This window comes from Corynebacterium sp. Marseille-P8863, assembly GCF_946902955.1.
GTDB classification, from domain to species: domain Bacteria; phylum Actinomycetota; class Actinomycetes; order Mycobacteriales; family Mycobacteriaceae; genus Corynebacterium; species Corynebacterium gottingense.
This window is the reverse complement of the sequence record NZ_CAMPQC010000006.1, coordinates 93,594-110,165: the sequence shown is the minus strand read 5'-3', so window position 1 is coordinate 110,165 and position 16,572 is coordinate 93,594. Positions and strand designations below refer to the sequence as shown.

At 61.8% G+C, this 16,572-nt stretch carries 16 protein-coding genes; 7 read left to right on the top strand and 9 right to left on the bottom strand.

Features of this window, described 5'->3' with window-relative positions; all coding sequences use genetic code 11:
• Genes OVO38_RS06280 through OVO38_RS06270 form a run of 3 tightly spaced genes read right to left on the bottom strand, consistent with a single transcriptional unit; the run spans position 1 to position 3,456 of the window.
• The gene (locus tag OVO38_RS06280; protein ID WP_095536007.1) at positions 1–981 is read right to left on the bottom strand and encodes a decaprenyl-phosphate phosphoribosyltransferase; all 981 of its coding nucleotides are present in this window, start codon (positions 979–981) and stop codon (positions 1–3) included.
• Positions 978–1,520: a phosphatase PAP2 family protein gene (locus OVO38_RS06275; protein ID WP_095275743.1), complete on the bottom strand. Its 543-nt coding sequence runs from the start codon at positions 1,518–1,520 to the stop codon at positions 978–980. Before OVO38_RS06275 ends, OVO38_RS06280 begins: the two co-directional genes overlap by 4 nt.
• Positions 1,510–3,456 carry a glycosyltransferase gene (locus OVO38_RS06270; protein WP_267208003.1) on the bottom strand — a complete coding sequence of 649 codons (1,947 nt, stop codon included), beginning with the start codon at positions 3,454–3,456 and terminating at the stop codon, positions 1,510–1,512. Before OVO38_RS06270 ends, OVO38_RS06275 begins: the two co-directional genes overlap by 11 nt.
• Positions 3,457–3,672: 216 nt before the next feature.
• On the opposite strand from OVO38_RS06270, the gene OVO38_RS06265 reads away from it, so the two are divergent.
• From OVO38_RS06265 to OVO38_RS06250, 4 genes are all read left to right on the top strand, one after another.
• The gene (locus tag OVO38_RS06265; RefSeq protein WP_158522222.1) at positions 3,673–3,849 is read left to right on the top strand and encodes a hypothetical protein; all 177 of its coding nucleotides are present in this window, start codon (positions 3,673–3,675) and stop codon (positions 3,847–3,849) included.
• Between the two features lie 135 nt (positions 3,850–3,984).
• The gene (locus OVO38_RS06260; protein ID WP_014307391.1) at positions 3,985–4,611 is read left to right on the top strand and encodes an MptD family putative ECF transporter S component; all 627 of its coding nucleotides are present in this window, start codon (positions 3,985–3,987) and stop codon (positions 4,609–4,611) included.
• On the top strand, positions 4,611–5,357 hold the full coding sequence (locus OVO38_RS06255) for an energy-coupling factor transporter transmembrane component T (RefSeq protein WP_014303365.1): 747 nt from the start codon (positions 4,611–4,613) through the stop codon (positions 5,355–5,357). The genes OVO38_RS06260 and OVO38_RS06255 overlap by 1 nt, the downstream gene beginning before the upstream one ends.
• Complete coding sequence (locus OVO38_RS06250) at positions 5,354–6,832, top strand: ABC transporter ATP-binding protein (protein WP_144717886.1); 1,479 nt, start codon at positions 5,354–5,356, stop codon at positions 6,830–6,832. The genes OVO38_RS06255 and OVO38_RS06250 overlap by 4 nt, the downstream gene beginning before the upstream one ends.
• Positions 6,833–6,835: 3 nt before the next feature.
• Here the strand turns inward: OVO38_RS06250 and OVO38_RS06245 are convergent, their stop codons facing one another.
• Genes OVO38_RS06245 through OVO38_RS06220 form a run of 6 tightly spaced genes read right to left on the bottom strand, consistent with a single transcriptional unit; the run spans position 6,836 to position 12,989 of the window.
• On the bottom strand, positions 6,836–7,036 hold the full coding sequence (locus OVO38_RS06245) for a hypothetical protein (RefSeq protein WP_267208002.1): 201 nt from the start codon (positions 7,034–7,036) through the stop codon (positions 6,836–6,838).
• A 32-nt stretch (positions 7,037–7,068) separates the two neighbouring features.
• On the bottom strand, positions 7,069–8,559 hold the full coding sequence (locus tag OVO38_RS06240; RefSeq protein ID WP_267208001.1) for an ABC transporter ATP-binding protein: 1,491 nt from the start codon (positions 8,557–8,559) through the stop codon (positions 7,069–7,071).
• Entirely contained in the window at positions 8,559–10,325 is a 1,767-nt protein-coding gene (locus tag OVO38_RS06235) for an ABC transporter ATP-binding protein (protein ID WP_034970331.1), read from the bottom strand. Before OVO38_RS06235 ends, OVO38_RS06240 begins: the two co-directional genes overlap by 1 nt.
• 27 nt (positions 10,326–10,352) lie before the next feature.
• Positions 10,353–11,138 carry a thioesterase II family protein gene (locus OVO38_RS06230; protein ID WP_023018093.1) on the bottom strand — a complete coding sequence of 262 codons (786 nt, stop codon included), beginning with the start codon at positions 11,136–11,138 and terminating at the stop codon, positions 10,353–10,355.
• The gene (locus tag OVO38_RS06225; protein WP_066511036.1) at positions 11,135–12,352 is read right to left on the bottom strand and encodes a glycosyltransferase; all 1,218 of its coding nucleotides are present in this window, start codon (positions 12,350–12,352) and stop codon (positions 11,135–11,137) included. Before OVO38_RS06225 ends, OVO38_RS06230 begins: the two co-directional genes overlap by 4 nt.
• Positions 12,353–12,359: 7 nt before the next feature.
• Positions 12,360–12,989 (bottom strand): sugar O-acetyltransferase, encoded by a 630-nt coding sequence (locus tag OVO38_RS06220; protein ID WP_014303359.1) that lies wholly within the window; start codon positions 12,987–12,989, stop codon positions 12,360–12,362.
• A gap of 411 nt (positions 12,990–13,400) precedes the next feature.
• On the opposite strand from OVO38_RS06220, the gene OVO38_RS06215 reads away from it, so the two are divergent.
• Genes OVO38_RS06215 through OVO38_RS06205 form a run of 3 tightly spaced genes read left to right on the top strand, consistent with a single transcriptional unit; the run spans position 13,401 to position 16,037 of the window.
• The gene (locus OVO38_RS06215; RefSeq protein ID WP_014303358.1) at positions 13,401–14,465 is read left to right on the top strand and encodes an ATP-binding cassette domain-containing protein; all 1,065 of its coding nucleotides are present in this window, start codon (positions 13,401–13,403) and stop codon (positions 14,463–14,465) included.
• Positions 14,462–15,223, top strand: a complete 762-nt coding sequence (locus OVO38_RS06210) for an ABC transporter permease (RefSeq protein ID WP_014303357.1) — start codon at positions 14,462–14,464, stop codon at positions 15,221–15,223. The genes OVO38_RS06215 and OVO38_RS06210 overlap by 4 nt, the downstream gene beginning before the upstream one ends.
• Positions 15,216–16,037 carry an ABC transporter permease gene (locus OVO38_RS06205; protein ID WP_014303356.1) on the top strand — a complete coding sequence of 274 codons (822 nt, stop codon included), beginning with the start codon at positions 15,216–15,218 and terminating at the stop codon, positions 16,035–16,037. Before OVO38_RS06210 ends, OVO38_RS06205 begins: the two co-directional genes overlap by 8 nt.
• Positions 16,038–16,572: the final 535 nt, after the last annotated feature.

Sequence of the window (16,572 nt, the reverse complement as noted above, 5' to 3'; positions counted from 1 at the left end):
CTAAGCCACCGCCGGAATGACGTAAACCGCCATGACGATGCAGAGGATCCACGCCAGGGCGAGCAACTGCAGGACGCGGTCCTCCAGCGCGATCTCGTCCGGCGCGCCGCCCTTGCCGCCGTCCACCTCTGCCGCGTAGCGCAGGATCGCGATGACGAACGGGACCATGGAGATCTGGTACCAGATCGCGGCCGGGCCATCGGTGTCGTTGGACAGCTGGAAGCCCCACAGCGCGTAGCTCATCACGACCGCCGTTGCGGACAGCGTCCACACAAAGCGCAGGTACGTGGCCGTGTAGCCCTCCAGTGCCTTGCGGATCTTCGCGCCCGTCTTCTGCGCCAGCAGCATCTCCGCGTAGCGCTTGCCCGACGCCATGAACAGGGAGCCGAACGCGGCCACTAGCAGGAACCACTGCGACAGGGCGATGCTCGCGGCCACGCCGCCGGCCATCGTGCGCAGCATGAAGCCGGACGAGACCAGCGCGATGTCAATCACCGGGATGTGCTTCCAGCCGAAGCAGTAGCCCAGCTGCAGGGCAATGTAGATGCCGATGACCAGCGCGAGCGCAGGGCCGTCCGTGGCCAGGAAGGACAGGCCCAGGGCCAGGGCGATGAGGATGGCAGCCATGCCGAAGGCCAGCTTGATCGGCAGCATGCCGGAGGCGATCGGGCGGAACCGCTTGGTCGGGTGCTCGCGGTCCGACTCGACGTCCAGGGCGTCGTTGACCAGGTAGATGGAGGACGCGCCGAGGCAGAAGACGATGAATGCGAGTGCGACGTCGATAAGCGTGCGGCCCGTAAACTCACCGGCGGCGAGCGGGGCGGAAAGCACGAGCACGTTCTTGACCCACTGCTTGGGGCGCAGGCCCTTGATCATCGCGTCGGGCAAGTTCTTCGGCGGCTTGCGCTTGGTGCTGATGTCCACGCCCGTGGTGTGCGGCTCAGGCTTGAGCAGGGGCTCGTCGTATTCCTTTTCCGTCATCGGGTTGTCCTTTCCACCTCAACTGCAACCTTGGCCACCGCCGCGCCCAGCGCAGCGCCCGCCAGGGTGTCCGTAGGGTAATGCACCCCGAGCACGTTACGCGAACACATCATTACCGGCACGAGAAGCCACGGCAGTTTCGAGCCCGTAATGTCCGCGAGGTGCACCGCGGCCGCCGCCGTGTTCGTCGCGTGCGAGGAAGGAAACGACAGCTGCGACGGCGTCTTCACGCCGATCTGCACGCGCGGGTCGTGGGGGCGCGGCCGCCGCACGATGCGCTTGAGCACCACGCTCGCCGCGTGCGCAACGAAGGTGCCCGCGCCCAACGCCAGCCACTTCCGGCGGTTCGCGCTTGTCGACGCCGCGCCCACCGCAGCCACGCCCATCCAGCCCAAGTCGTGCTCGCCGAAGTGGCTCAGCGTGCGCGCCACCTTCGTGGTGGCCGGGGTAAACGCGCGGTCTTGCAGGGCGATGAGCAGCTCGGCCTCACGGGCGTCGAGCGAGTGCTTGTTACTGGGCTTTCTGGGCTTACTGGGCATCGAAAATCTTCCCCCACTCCTCGTGGCTGGTCAGGCGTGGCATCGCGGCGCGGTACTCGGACTGCAGGTCCGACCACCGCTCCTTGATCTGCGCCTGGAGTTCCTTGGTCTGCTTGAGCAGGGCGTCGCTCGTGGCCTTGTCGCGCTTGCGGAAGGCCACGCCCGTACCGCCGGCGGTGGATACCGTAGCGGAATCGACGCGGGCCAGCGTGTACCAACGGGCCTCCTCTGCCGTGAGGTTGAGCTGCGGCGCGTCCCAGTGCGCGCGGTCCTCGGTGGTGAACTGGTGGCGCAGCGCCTTCAACGCCCACGGAATCTTCTTCACCTTGGCCAGGCGACCGCCGATGTTGCGGGTGGGCACGCCCGGCGCGCCGGTGGGCGCAGGTAGGTCCGCGGCGGAGCCGATGACCTGAGCGTCCGGGTACTGCTTGCGGATTTCCTGGATCCTTGGCAGCGAGGACTCGAGGATGCTGAACAGCTGGTCCGGCCCCTTGAGGAAGTCCTGCATGGCCTCCACCTGGATCGCCATGGTGGAGTACTCCATGCACATGATGTGCTTGTAGGTGGATTTGAGCATGTTGCGCAGGATGCCGTCGGCCTTCTCCGGGCCGTACATCGCGGCGACGATGAGGCGGTTGCGCAGGTGGAAGTAAGCCTGCCAGTCGATCGCGTCGTCCTTGTCCGCCCACGCCATGTGCCAAATGGCCACGCCCGGCCAGGTCACCGTGGGGTAGCCGGCCTCCTTGGCGCGCAGGGCGTACTCGGTGTCGTCCCACTTAATAAACAGCGGCAGCGGCAGGCCGAGCTGCTCGGCGACGGCGCGCGGGAACAGGTTCATCCACCAGCCGTTGTAGTCCACGTCGATGCGACGGTGCAGCGCGCGCGAGGTGGTCTTGCGCGGGTCCAGCTCCTCTTCCTGGGTGCCCACGTAGCCCAGCGGGTACTTGGAAAAGTCGTGGTCGTAGACGGCGTGCTCGGCAGCGCCCCACATGAAGGTGGAGCGGTCCACGGCCTCGCCGGTGGTACGCAGCTGCGCGCGGTCCTGCAGGTTGAGCATCTGCCCGCCGACCAGGATCGGGGTGCGCGCGTAGCGGGCTGCCTGCACCGCGCGCACGATGGAGTCGGGCTCGATCGCGATGTCGTCGTCCATGTAGAGGATGAACGGCGCGTCCGTATTGTTCAGGCCCTCGTACATGATGCGGCTGTAGCCGCCGGACCCGCCCAGGTTGCCCTGCGGGAAGATGCGCAGCTTGTCACCGAGCGCGGCCTGCGCCTCCGCGAAGTCCGGCTCGTCCGCCGGGTGCTGGTTGCCCTGGTCCGGCATGAGCACGTGGCTGATGCACGCCTCCACTACCGGGTCCTCGGCCAGCGCGTGCAGCGCGTTGACCGCGTCGCGGGGGCGGTTGAACGTGGGGATGCCCACGGCTACCTGCTTGGGCTGGGGAGGGATCGTGGTGGCGTCGTGAAGCACCTGCTCCTGCGGCGCCTGGTCGGCGCACCACGCGGCGTTGGTGACGGTGGCGTCGGACTCCGCGGTGATGTCGAACCAGAGCCAGCCGCCGTCCTCGAAGTTTTTCAGCGGGAGCGGAATCTCTACGTGCTGGTCGGCGACCTCAACGTTGGTCACGCTGATGCGCACGCCGTCGTGCTTCGAGCGGTAGACGGAGATGGTGGCCGCGCCCTGAATATCCAGGCTCAGGACCACGCGGTCCAACTGCGACCAGCGACGCCAGTAGGAAGCCGGGAACGCGTTGAAGTAGGTCTCGAAGCTGACCTCCTGCCCTTCCGGGACAGTCAGGGTCGTGCGGTCCGACCAGCGCACGCGCTGCTTATTCTGCTCCGCCTCAACGAGGTACAGCGAGCGCACGTCGTGCGGTTCGCCCTTGCGCGGCATGAGCACGCGCGCCAGCGTCTCTACGGCAATCTGCGTATCCAAGAGGTCTCACTTCCACTGTATTTGTGTACTGGGTTTGTGTACTGGACGTATTTCAGACAGTTCCTCCCCAGCGTAATGGCTCGCGGCCCGTTTGCTTCGTGCGGCTCGCGCGGCAGCGGGGTTTTCGGGTTGGGATGACAGAGCGGTTGCGCAGCGCCGGAATAGTAACAGTAGTAAGAATAGTAAGAATAGTAACGAGTAAAAACGAGGTGCCTCATGCCACAGCTGCCGCGACGCCCCCGCAACCCGTACACCGCCACCATGGGCAAGACCCCTCCCGTCGTGGCGGGCCGCGACTCCTACGTCCAGGACTTCGCCGAGGCGCTTTACGACGGCCCATCTCCATACGTGACGTATTCAACCATCCAACGGTCCGAGAATTGTCCGACCTGATCGCCGACATCGTCGGCAGCGACGTAGAAGAAGGCGAAATTTAGAGTTCATGCCACACCTGTTTCACTCACCTGACAAGCCACTTGCCCCCAACCCAGTGCTACGCACAAGCAGCCTAATCTGAAAGGAAACATCATGCCCAGTACTCCCCACACCACCCCGAAAGATGCAAAAGCAGGACGGCTGAACATCACCGACCTGATGAACATCGGCATCTTCTTCGTCATCAACTTGGTAGCCGGCGTGGTCATCGCCTTCATCGGCATCACCCCCATCACCTACGTGATGATCACCAGCGTTCAGGCCCTCATCCTGGGCATCCCGATGATGCTGTTCTTGGCCAAGGTGCACAAGCCCGGCATGGTCTTCATATTCCTTCTTCTCAGCGGCCTCGCCAGCCTGCTGCTTGGTTTAGGCATATGGCCACTGCTGCTCAGCTTGGTCATGGCCGTGTTTGCCGAGTTAATTTTGCGCGCCGGCAAGTATACGAGCGCAATACACAGTGTGATCGCCTATGCCTTTATAGCAGTGTCACCCACCGCATCATATATTCCGCTTTTCTTCACCACTCGGCGCTACATAGAGAGCAGCGGCATGCAGACCAAATATGGTGCTAGTTTCGCGGATGGCCTCACCTCTATTGGCCAGATGACTTGGCTATTCCTCATCATTGTGATAGTAACCTTCGTCTGCGGGATCCTCGGCGGGATCCTCGGCCGGCGCATCTTCACCAAGCACTTCCAGCGAGCAGGAATCGCCTGATGTCGCCCACTTTGCCCGGATCAGGCACGCACACAGCGGGACTCCATCTGGACCCACGCACCACGGTGCTGGTCATCCTCGTGGTGTCCTCGGTGCTCATCTCACCGGCCGGGTCCAGTGGGGCGCTGGGCAGCACCGCCCGGTGGATGCTCATTGCCGTTCCCGGGGCACTTTTCCTCGCCTCCGGCATGGTGGCCGCTGCACTGCGATACGCACTCACCTTCGCGGTGCTCGCCGGCTTTCCTGCGGTGGTGGTACAGGCCCTGCCCGAGCGCCACATCATCGTGGACGTGTGCGCTACGTGGTTCGCAGGGCTTTCGCTCATCCTCCCTGGCATCACGTGCTGCTGGTACCTACTACGCACCGTCTCGGCCAGCGAATTCATGGCCGCGATGCAGCGCATGCGGAGCCCCGACGCCCTGACCATCCCCACGTCCATCATGTTCCGGTTCTTCCCGACGATTCTCGAGGAATACCGCGATATCCGCACCGCCATGCAGATGCGTGGCATCTCGGGCCTGCGCAACCCGATCGCTATGCTCGAATACCGCTTTGTGCCACTGTTGGCGTCCGTTGTGAGCATCGGCAACGAGCTGGCTATGTCTGCAGTGACCCGCGGATTGGGCTCGCCTCGCCGACGAACCACGCTGTGCGAGATAGGCTTCCGCGTAGGCGACGCAATAGTCATAAGCGTGCTCGTCGTGTCCCTGATCCTACTACTGGTAAATATAGTGATGCTGCCGTGATAAAGCTGCACGATGTGTCACTATCCTATGGTCAAAACACAGCGGAGCCGGTGCTGCACCACGTAAATCTCACCGTGGCGAAGGGCGAACTAATTCTAGTGTGTGGCGAATCAGGCTGCGGTAAGTCCAGCCTGCTACGCCTGATAAACGGCGTGGCGCACACGTTCTGCGACGCCCAGATTTCGGGGGAGGTGCTGCTGGACGACGAAGACATCACTCATGCCCACCCACACGACATCGCCGAACGCGTAGGCTCAGTGTTCCAAAACCCCAAGTCGCAATTTTTCACGCTGGAAGTAGCCAGCGAACTCGCCTTTGGCTGCGAAAACCTCGGCGTGGCGCCCAACGAGATTCGACAGCGTATTGGGGAACTTTCCGCAGATTTCGGCATGGTTCATCTCCTCGACCGGCACCTGTTCACACTTTCCGGCGGCCAGAAACAAAAAATAGCATGCGCTTCAGTGGCCGCGATGCACCCACAGGTACTACTACTAGACGAACCATCATCAAATCTCGACCTCGCCGCCGTCGATGAGCTGCGCCGCATCGTCGCGCAGTGGAAGACACAGGGCCGCACCGTCCTGATCGCTGAGCATCGGCTTTCCTACCTAGTTGACATCGTGGACCGAGTGCTGGTTATGCAGGACGGGCAGATCGCTCATGATCTCAGCGGCTCGGAGTTTCGCACCCTAGACAAGGCCGAACTGTACCGCATGGGCTTGCGCTCAGCGCAGCAGGTCCCCGAGGTGACCCGCGAGCCACGCCCTTCAAGTGGCACGATGGTGCTCAAAAAGCTACAGTTCACCTACCCCAAGGCTACAGAGCCATCCCTGAGCATCAGCCACACGGAGTTGCCGCAAGGACAAGTCATCGGCGTGGTAGGACGCAACGGGGCCGGAAAATCTACCTTTGTGCGCGTTCTGACTGGCCTGGAATCTAAGGCCACCGGCGTGGTGGACATCAATAACCGCTCGCTCTCGGGTCCCCGGCAGCGCCTGCGCCAGTCCTATTTAGTAATGCAGGACGTAAACCACCAGCTTTTCGGGGAGAGCGTGGAGTCCGACGTAATCATCGGCACCAGTGGACCGGCTGGGAAAAACGAAGCGCGCCTTACCGAGGTGCTTGGTGCACTTGATCTCGCGGACAAGCGGGCCCGGCACCCGATGTCGCTTTCGGGCGGCGAACGCCAGCGCGTGGCCATCGCCTCAGCAGTCCTAAGTGAGCGCGAGGTAATCGTCTTCGATGAACCCACCAGCGGGCTGGACCTGTGCCGCATGCACCGGGTGGCCCACCTGCTAGACGCCCTAGCCCGGCAGGGCAAGACCGTTTTGGTAGTAACCCATGACATGGAGCTGGTGGCGCGGTGCTGCGATCTTCTCCTGCGCGTGGAAAAAGGCCGCCTTACCGCCTGCGAACCGTGCGATGATCTCGCACTGGCGCGCACGGTGCGGTATCTACGCGGCCGCGACAGCTAGTCCCTACAGCTTCCAGCTGGTGGCGTCGCTCTTTTCACCCCAGAAGCTGCGGTAGCGTGGGGAACTCTCCATGAGTTCCTCGTGGTTGCCGATAGACTCCACGGTGCCGGAGGGACTCATCATCACAATCTGGTCCGCGTCGCGGATGGTGTGCAGCCGGTGCGCAATGACGACGATGGTGCGCTCGGCAGAAAGCGTTTTCATACCGCGCATCACAAGGTGCTCATTCTGCACGTCTAGGAGCTAGTCGCCTCATCAAGCAGCACGATCCGCGCGTCCTTCAGTAGCGCACGAGCGATGGAGACACGCTGACGCTCACCACCGGAGAGATTCTGCCCGCCCTCGCTAATCAGGGTGTCAAACCCCTGCGGCAGCTGCCGGGCAATCTCGGTGACACCGGCCAACTCCGCTGCGCGGAGCACCTCCTCCCGCGTTGCATTGTGGCAGCCCAGGCGGATGTTTTCATACAGTGTGTCCTCGAAGAGGTACACGTATTGGAACACCATAGCCAGCGAATCCAACACCGCCCGGGAGCCAAGATCGCGAATATCCACACCACCGATACGGATGGTCCCCTGGTCAACGTCATAGAAGCGTGCCGCAAGTTTTAGCAAGGTGCTCTTGCCGCAGCCGCTGGGACCCACCAACGCAGTAGTAGTTCCGGGCGCCACGCGGAAACTCACGTCGCGGACCACTGGGGTGTTGGGTTCGTAGCCAAAGCCCACCCCATCGAACTCGATGCCATAGTCGCGTGGCGCCGCCGGAACCGCAGGCTCCGGCAACACCCGCGCATCGAGGATCTTTTGGATCTCATCTAAGGTATTGCGCGCGGATTCCAAGCCCTCGCCGTAGGGTATGCCCGACATAGCAACGCGAGCCAGGATGAACACCAACACAATGACGCCAATGTAGGTGCCTGCTTCTAGCCAGTGGTTGAGAAGTAGCACGGTGGCCAGGGCATCAATGACCACGGTACCGACCATGATGATTAAAGCCAGACGACCCATGATCATCTCACCTGTCTTCTGGGTGTGCTGCTGGGCGCTAAGCTGCTCTCGAATCGAGGCGCGCACGGCGCGCTCCCCCAGCGAATCCGGCCCAGCCATGCGCAGCACCGGCTGCACCTGGGCGAACTCCAGCACCTCCGCGGCGCCGTGCTCGTTGCGCTCGCCCTTCTGGCGCTCTGCCACGCGGTACTGCCGCATTAGGCGGTTATAGGCGAACCACACCACGGCAGCCACTGCAACGGTAACCAGCCCCAGCCGCCAGTCCACGGCGATGAGAAACACGCAAGCCAAACCGGCCGAGGCAGCACCGTGCAGCATGGGCCGCAGCATCATTGCCGGCGCGTTAGCGGCAAACAGCGCACCGCTGGTGGCTACAACACCGATCTGGCCGGCGCGATCTTCTTCAAAATAGCCCAGGGGTAGCTGTGCCGTGCGATCGGCGATAAGCCGGTGGATGCGCAGCACGTAATCATGCCCCAGGTCCTGGGCAATAACCTCAGTGGGCCAGTCTGCGGCGGCGTAGACGAGGACGGAGATAATGATCCAGGGCAACCATGCTGCGGCCTGCGCGGGATCTTCGCTAAACAGCGTGTCCAAAAACAGTGCAATGAGGATAAAGCCAATGGCCAACGCCACCGCGGAAATCCCAATTAGCGTAAGGACCAGCACCAGACGGCGACGATCAGCCGGACTGCCCAGTGAATAGAGCGTGCGGATCATTATTTTTCCTCCCCTTGGATGCCCGCCTGCGCGGTTTGGTAGCGTGCCCACATCGTGGCGTAGCCCTTGCCTGCCGCCACTAACTCTTCGTGAGTGCCTGCTTCGGTGACCTCACCGTTTTCCAGCATGAGGATCCGGTCAGCGCCGGTGATCGTGTGGAGCCGGTGTGCGATAACTACTAGCGTGCGCCCGGCCACCAGCTCGGTAATGGCCCGCTGGATCGCGGCCTCGGAGTCCGGATCCGCAAAAGCGGTGGCCTCATCCAACACGAGGATCGGCGCGTCGAGCAAGATGGACCGGGCAATAGCCAGCCGCTGCTGCTCGCCACCGGAAAGCTGCGCGTCCTCTCCCACCACCGAGTCGTAGCCGCGCGGCAGATGGGTAATGCGCTCATGAATCTGGGCGGCGCGGGCGGCGCGAACCACGTCTGCGTCGGTGGCCTCCGGGTGAGCGAGGCGAATGTTATCCCGCACGCTCATCCGCATAAGGTAAGGGTCCTGGAAGACGAACCCTACCCTACGGTAGAGCTGGTCAGATCGGAGATCAGTACTAGGGACGCCACCAATGCGCACCGACCCCTCCGTGGGGTCTAATAGCCGGGGGATGAGCGCGGCTAACGTGGACTTCCCCGAGCCGGAAGGTCCCACCACCGCAGTGATGCTGCCGGCGGTAAGTTTTTGGTTAATGCCGGAAAGCACCGGGGTGTCCGGCACGTAGGAGAAGCTTAAATCTTTCAACTCAATTCCGGCGTTTGCAGGCTCCCTGCCGCCAGCAGCGGGCGGCAATACCGGGATGTTGAAGAACTCGGTGAGATCCGCCGCGGCAGCCTTCGCCTCCGAAAACATGATGTTAGTGCGCGAAAGCATAAGCAGAGGCGCGGCGATGTTGTTGATGAACAAAAACGCTGCCAGCACATCGGCCACTGGTACGCCCGCAGACGTGATGAGCCACGGGCTGGCCGCGGCTACCACCAGCAGGCCAAACCCGGTGGAGGTGAAGATCTTCATCAAAGCGGTGGGGTGTACGGTGGCGTGCAACCACTCGCGATAGAACCCACCAAAACTCCGGGAACGACTAAGGAAAATGCTCTCGTCGTAGCCTTCCGGAACAAACACCTTGATAACCGGGATGCCGCGCACCAACTCTACGACGGCGGCGTCTAGCTGCTTCTGGCTGGACTTAAATTTCTCCGCCTTTTCTTGAAACTCGCGCATCATAAACGGCATGGTGGCCACTGCCAACAGCAGTGGTACCAGGCCCAGCAGGCCTATCCGCCAGTCCACCACGAACATGTATCCCAGGCTCAATAGCGGTACGAGTACACCGGCCGAATAATCGTGCGGCGCGTGGGCGATGAGCTGGTGGATCTTGGTGACGTCGTCTTCGATGTAGGTTTTCACAGTCCCCGAAGGTGTCCGCGTAAACCAAGACAGCGGGAGCCTACCCAGCTTGGTAATCTGCTGCTGGCGTAAGTGCTCGCCCAAAAGGCCGTCGGCCTGGTGGCTTACCTGGAGGCTCTTCACGGTTGCCTGTCCATGTAGGACGGTGGCCACCATGAGCGCCGCGACTAGCAGCCACAGCTTTGACGCATCTATCGGCTCTCCCTGGAAGGACAGCATTACGGTGCGCACCAGCTCAACCAGCACGATTACCGGCACCAGCGACAAAACCGCCGCCAGCACCGCCAATAGCAGCGACACCGTGATCTGCCGGTGGGCAGGTTGAGATATTTGCCTAAATGTAATGGGTGGTTTTTGTTCGGTCATCGGGGCCTCTTTACTTAACAGTCACAATCACGCATTGTTCCGCGCTAACCAGGCAGTGTTCCCAGTAATTCCCGCTAGAAAACCGGCAAGCAGGTCGAGGAACTCGGTTCCAGTATCGAGCGGGAAGAAATGCCCACCCGGCAGGACCTTCAGTTCAAAACTACCGCTGGTAAAATTTTCCCACCGGGAAAGCATCTCTGGGCTGACAGCTGGGTCGCTATCCCCCGCCAATGCCAGCACAGGAGAGCGAAGCACCGTGGTTGCATGGTGAAAGCCCTCGTGTAACACATAATCGCGACGAATGTCAGCGAGCAGCAGCTTCATCACATCATCATTGGCAAGGATCTCAGGTGGTGTGCCACCTACCTTCTCAAACTCCCTGCGCAGCGCACCGAACCCCATTGACGAGTGGTATTCCCCAGGCACGGTTTCTCCGGGCGCCTGCCGTGCGGCCACCACCACGGCTTCCGGTATAGTGGGCCGATGCATCTGCTGCAGGCAGGCAGCAACCTGGTAGGCCAGCGCTGCCCCCATGGAGTGGCCGTACAACGCAATCGGCGCGCCCGCCGCCAGATCTACTATCTCGGTTGCGCACATATCGGCGAGCTTGTCAAAGTCGCTTACCCATTTCTCTCGGCGACGGGTTGCCTTTCCGGGAAGCTCCACCGGCACCACGTCAATGCTTGGGTTGACCCCCACCCATCCACGATAGACGGAAGCGCTGCCTCCTGCGTGATGGAAGCAAAACAAGAGGGTTCCAGTGCGATGTCCGGCCACAAACGGAAAGACTCCCTCGCAGCTGATTTCTGTCATTTTTCGCCTTTCGCTAGGTCGGACTGATTAAGCACGATTTCTACTGCTGCGACGGTACCCGGGTCTGTGGCAAGCAACTCGGGCATCCTGCGGGCTGCGGAGTCGTATGCTCCACTTACCAAATCGGCAATTCCGGCGGCCAGGGACTGGGCACTCAGTTCGCCTCGCTGGGCGTCAATATAGTTCGGCCCGGCACCGTTTCGACAAACTGCGTTGGCATGGAAGTGTTGGTCACCACCGAATGCAACCGCAAGGCACGGCTTGCCGGCGCGCAGGATCGCCCCGGTGGTGCCCAGTGAGCCGTGGCAGATGCCTGCACGGCACCACGGAAGCACAGTCGCGAACGGGACCCGGGCGACGGTGAGGATTCCTTCTCTCACACCAGGCTCATGATCGGGATCGACGATTATCGCCCGCAGACCATGCTCGATGCACGCGTCTCGAGTCCATCGTTGAAGGTCATAAACGCGATCTGAGACCATACTCCCAAAGCTTGCCAGAACCGGGGCCGAGCCGGCAGCCACAAACTCCTCGACTGCTGGGTCTAGGGCGAGTTCACTGTGGTGCGGGTCAAGCCACTCGCCAGTGACGTGAATGTGGTTTTTCCATTCCGGCGCCGGCGGACTCAACGCGGGACTGAATTGGTAGATCGTGGTTGGTGGAGAGGAGAGCGCTCGCTGACGCAGCCCCAACCTACGGCGCCATGCCGCTATCACTGGGCGCATCGCCCAAGCCATCAGAGTATTGGACATCCAGTGGGTGACCAGAGCTCCGACAGAGCCGTCCAGTTTTCGCGGATCCACGAGGCTGTAACGGAGGCAGGGTTCGCTAGGGAAAACCTGCACCCGAACGCTGGGGACTCCGCGTGCAGCCCCTAACAACCGAGCAACTTCACTGAATTGGGTGTACATGACCACGTCAACGCCATCCATGGCATGCTCTAACACATCGAAAACGTGGGCTTCAGATATCATCTCACGGATACCTAAGACAGTGTCCATCATGCCTTTACTATCGCCCAAAAGGCGCTTCATTAACGCCCGGTAATCACCGGGTAACTCGATGTAGTCCACCCCGTTTGCACGAAAACTCCCGCCGAATTCGCTAAACCCAGCCAAAACAAACTGGTGGCCACGATCTCGAAGTGCGACACCAAGGTGCGCAAATGGCAGCATATCACCCTCAGAACCCAGGACGACCGCGAGAACTTTCACAGCCGTCTCAATCCGTAATCCAACTAGGCCACTCAGGAACCCAAGACTCCCCCATGAGCTTATCTTCCGGGCCAATATCACGAATGACTCGGCACGGATTACCGGCTGCGAGTACCATGGGCGGAATATCTCTTGTCACAACACTGCCAGCACCAATTACTGCACCATGCCCAATCGTGACACCCGCAGTTACCGTGCAATTGCCACCAAGCCACACATGGTCTTGTATGGTGATCGCACCCCCGGTACACACCATGTATTGCCGCTCTACGGGGTCTAAGGCGTGATTGCCAGCAAAGAAGGAACACCATGGACCAACCATGACCTCATTGCCAAATGTCACCGGGGCCATATCAAGTACCGTCGTTCCTCGATTGAAGGTCACGCCATCTCCGACCTTGATTTTCGAGCCATATTGGACATGAAATGGCAGGAAAACCATTAAGCGCTCCCCCAGTTCACCAAGCAGGTCTGCCATCACTGCCTGCTTCTCCGCTGTTTGAAGTGGACGAAGCTGGTTGAGATCGTGACACTTCTCCGCCGCCTCCATCATCTCGTAATAGAGATCCGGGTCCTCAATAGGGCGGAAGGGCTGACCGCAGAGAATCTTATCTTCGATTTGCTCTCGAGAATCCATGGATACTCCTTTGCGCTTGAGAGGCGCGAGCCACAATACGAATTACGGTCAGCCACGCGGTTTGACCCTGACTAGTCGGAATACCCAGATTCTTAGCTCACACTTGGTAGCTTACAGGCCTTCGACTTAATTGTCAAGCATGCCATGCCTAATTATGGTATGCTCAACTTTGCAGCAACCTGCAGCGTCGCCGCCGATCAGCCGACCTGTGCAGCCCTCTCCTGCGGGGCGCTGTGCACGACCCGGTGCCGCTAGACATACATCATTTTCTAAGGATTAGTTGGCACTACCCCAGGCGCTTGCTCCGTGGACCACAATCCATCGTTCGCGGGCAATAATCGGTTTTCCTTCTGCGGTAGGAGAATCGGTGCGCCGTCTAATAGACCGTTGACGTATATCCAGGGATGAATCATGAAAGAAAACCCCACCACGGCAACCGCTAGCGGTGACCCCAGCGCCACCGCAGTCCCCTCAACCAGCGCCCACGCAAAAGGCCGCGACCTGGTGCTTGATGTCCAAGATCTGCGATGTAGCCTGGGAAAAGTCAAGAAGCGAACGGAAATCCTGCGCGGTGTGACCCTCGCCATTCCGCGCGGGGGCATCCTCGCCGTCCTAGGCGCCAATGGTGCCGGCAAGACAACCTTGGTCAATGTCCTTTCCACGCTGCTGCCCGCCACGGGCGGAACCGCCATCATCGATGGCCACAACTTAGCCACGGATCCTTCCAAGGTGCGCGCTTCCATCGCGCTGACCGGGCAATACGCCGCAGTGGATGAGGAGCTTACCGGCAAGGAAAACCTCATCTTCTTTGGCCGCCTGGCAGGGCTTAAAGCTAGCGATGCGAAGGCCCGCGCCGCGGAACTTCTTGAGCGCTTCGATCTGGTTGGCGCCGCCGACCGCCTGGTTTCGGCATACTCGGGCGGCATGCGCCGGCGGTTAGATATCGCCGCCTCCCTCACTGTCCCGCCCGCGCTGCTGTTCCTCGACGAGCCGACCACGGGCCTCGACCCCGCCGCGCGCAGCTCCGTGTGGGATACCGTCCGCGGGCTGGCGGCCGACGGCACCTCGATCCTGCTTACTACCCAATACCTGGAAGAAGCTGACCAGCTCGCAGACCGCGTCGCCGTGCTCGCCGGAGGCAAGGTGCTCGACGAAGGCACCCCCGCCGAGCTCAAGGACCGCTATGGCACCACGGTGTGCCTCATCACGATGTCTAGCCCGGACGATGCCGCACGCCTCACCCACACCTTGCAAGAACACCGCATCGACTGCCGCCAAGAGGACACCGTATTGCGCGTCGATGCGCCCGATGGCCACCGCACCCTAGTCCGGGCGCTGGCCTTGTGGGATGGCGACGACACCTCGGTCGCGGACGTCTCCTTGGTTCCGCCCTCCTTGGACGATGTCTACTTCGCTATCGCCGGGTCCGGCGACATCGCGCAGCAGGCTCCCCACACCGGTGGAGGCTCCCAGTGAACGCGCTCGGAGCAGTCGCTGCCTCGTGGCACCGCAATGTCCTGCGCACCGTCCGCAACAAGGCCGTAATGGTTTCCGCCGTGGCAATACCCAGCCTGTTCATGGTCATCTTTTACGCCACCTTCGCCAAGGCTTCGACGGAACTCGGCATCGATTACGCCGCCTTCCTCCTGCCCGCCGGCGTTATTCAGGCGATTGTGTTCGCCGCCGGGGGCTCCTCCTTGGCGATTACGCGTGACGCCGAAAACGGCATCCACGACCGCATCCGCGCCACCGGGACGCCCGCCTGGGCCACGGTCGTCGGCCGGCTGCTGGCAGATCTCACCCGCGCCGCGTGGTCGTGCAGCATCGTCGTCCTCACCACGATCCTGCTCGGTGCCCGCTACGCTGCCGGACCGGGTCGTATTATCCTTACCATCGCCCTTTTCGCCGCCCTCACCATCATCCTCTCCGCGTTTATCGATGGCTCCTGCCTGTTGGCCCCCAAGCCCACCTCGGCGTCCTTGCTCTTCCAAAACCTCGTGCTGGTCATGGTGATGTTCTCCACCGCATTCGTGCCTGCGGATGCGCTGCCCGGCGGCATTGGCCCCATCATCCGGCACGTACCGCTATCTCCCATCTTGGACACCGCCCGCAACCTACTAGGTGGCGCTGCCCTGGGGGCGCGCGGAGTCGAAGCACTGTGCTGGCTCATCGCCATGACCGTCGTTGGCGTATGGGGCTTTATCACCGCTTTCCAGGGGAGGAAACATGACTAACCACACCACCGCCACCGTGTCGCACGACACCACCTGGCTGTCCACTGTCGCCACGCATTTTGGAAGGCACCTGCGCGCCGCCCGCCGCGATAGCGCGGTAATTACCAATACCGTGGCTGGTCCCGTTTTGATGTTCCTGGTCATGCGGTGGCTGTTTGGCGACCTCATGGCGGCCTCGCAAGGCTCTGCCACGCTCGACGCGTTACCGCTTACCATCGCGCTCATCCTTTCCAGCGAACTGATGAATGGCACCTCCGCCGCCGCGCAGATAATTAAGGAACGCCAACGCGGTATCACCACCCGCATCGCGACCACGCGCTACGGCACCAGCCCGGAGATCTTCGGCCGCTGGTGTTTCGATTCCTTACGCAGCCTTATCTCCGGCTGCGCGGTGCTGCTGGCTTCCGTGGCTTCTGGCCTGCGTATTCACACGCTGGCCGGGTTTGGCTGGGTGCTGTTAGTCATCATCTTCGGCGCGGTGGTGGCCGCCTCGCTATCGGCCATGGTGGGCGCGATGTGCGCCACCCCGGAGGCCGCCATTGGCCCGGCCCCCATCATCATGGCGGCCATGGCACTTAACGGCGGCCTCGTGCCAGTGGAGCAATTCGCTGGTGTGGTTCAACCCATCGCCCGGTGGAATCCGCTTACCTTCGCCGCCCGCGCCGGTGCCGCCATCGACGGCACGCCAAGCGCCGAAATCCTTGCCACCGGCCAGCCCGGCACCGCAGTCTGGGCTTTCGTGGCCTGGATGGTAGCACTCACCGTAGTGCTGCTAGCCGCCGCAGCTGCGTTCCGCCGCCCCACCATGTCGTAAATAGCGCCGGTTAGCGCGACAGTGCTACTTGTCGCGCGGCGGCGTCCCCAGCGGCGCGGTAGCGCTACTTGCCGCGCAGGGCGCGCCGCCGCGATAAAGAGCTGCGAATCTTTACCCGCGGCCGCGCTAAGGCGGGTAGTGTCGCCGCCGGTTACCGGCAACCAGGCGGCCTCGCCCGGGGCTAGCTCCAGGTCGTTTACCGTGACCACACCAGAAGTAGCCAGGGCGATGGCCGGTCCGGGAAGCTGCGTGGAAACCGTGGTGCCGGCGGGCAAATCGTAGCGGGTCACCGCAAACTCCTGCACCGGCAGCGGGTACTCTACTACCGTCGCGGTGTTGGGCGCGGCATCGGCAACAGCGGCGCTCTCCGCGCCTGCACCATCGCCCAGGGAGGTGTTCCTATATAGTTTGTCAATTCCGTGGGTGAGTTTGTTGGGGGGTGTGAAGGGTTTCTGCTTTTCCTTGTGGATGTTGTTTTCGGGCACGGTGAGGAGCCGATTGGGCTTGCTGTGCAATCGGCTTGAGGTGAGGGTCT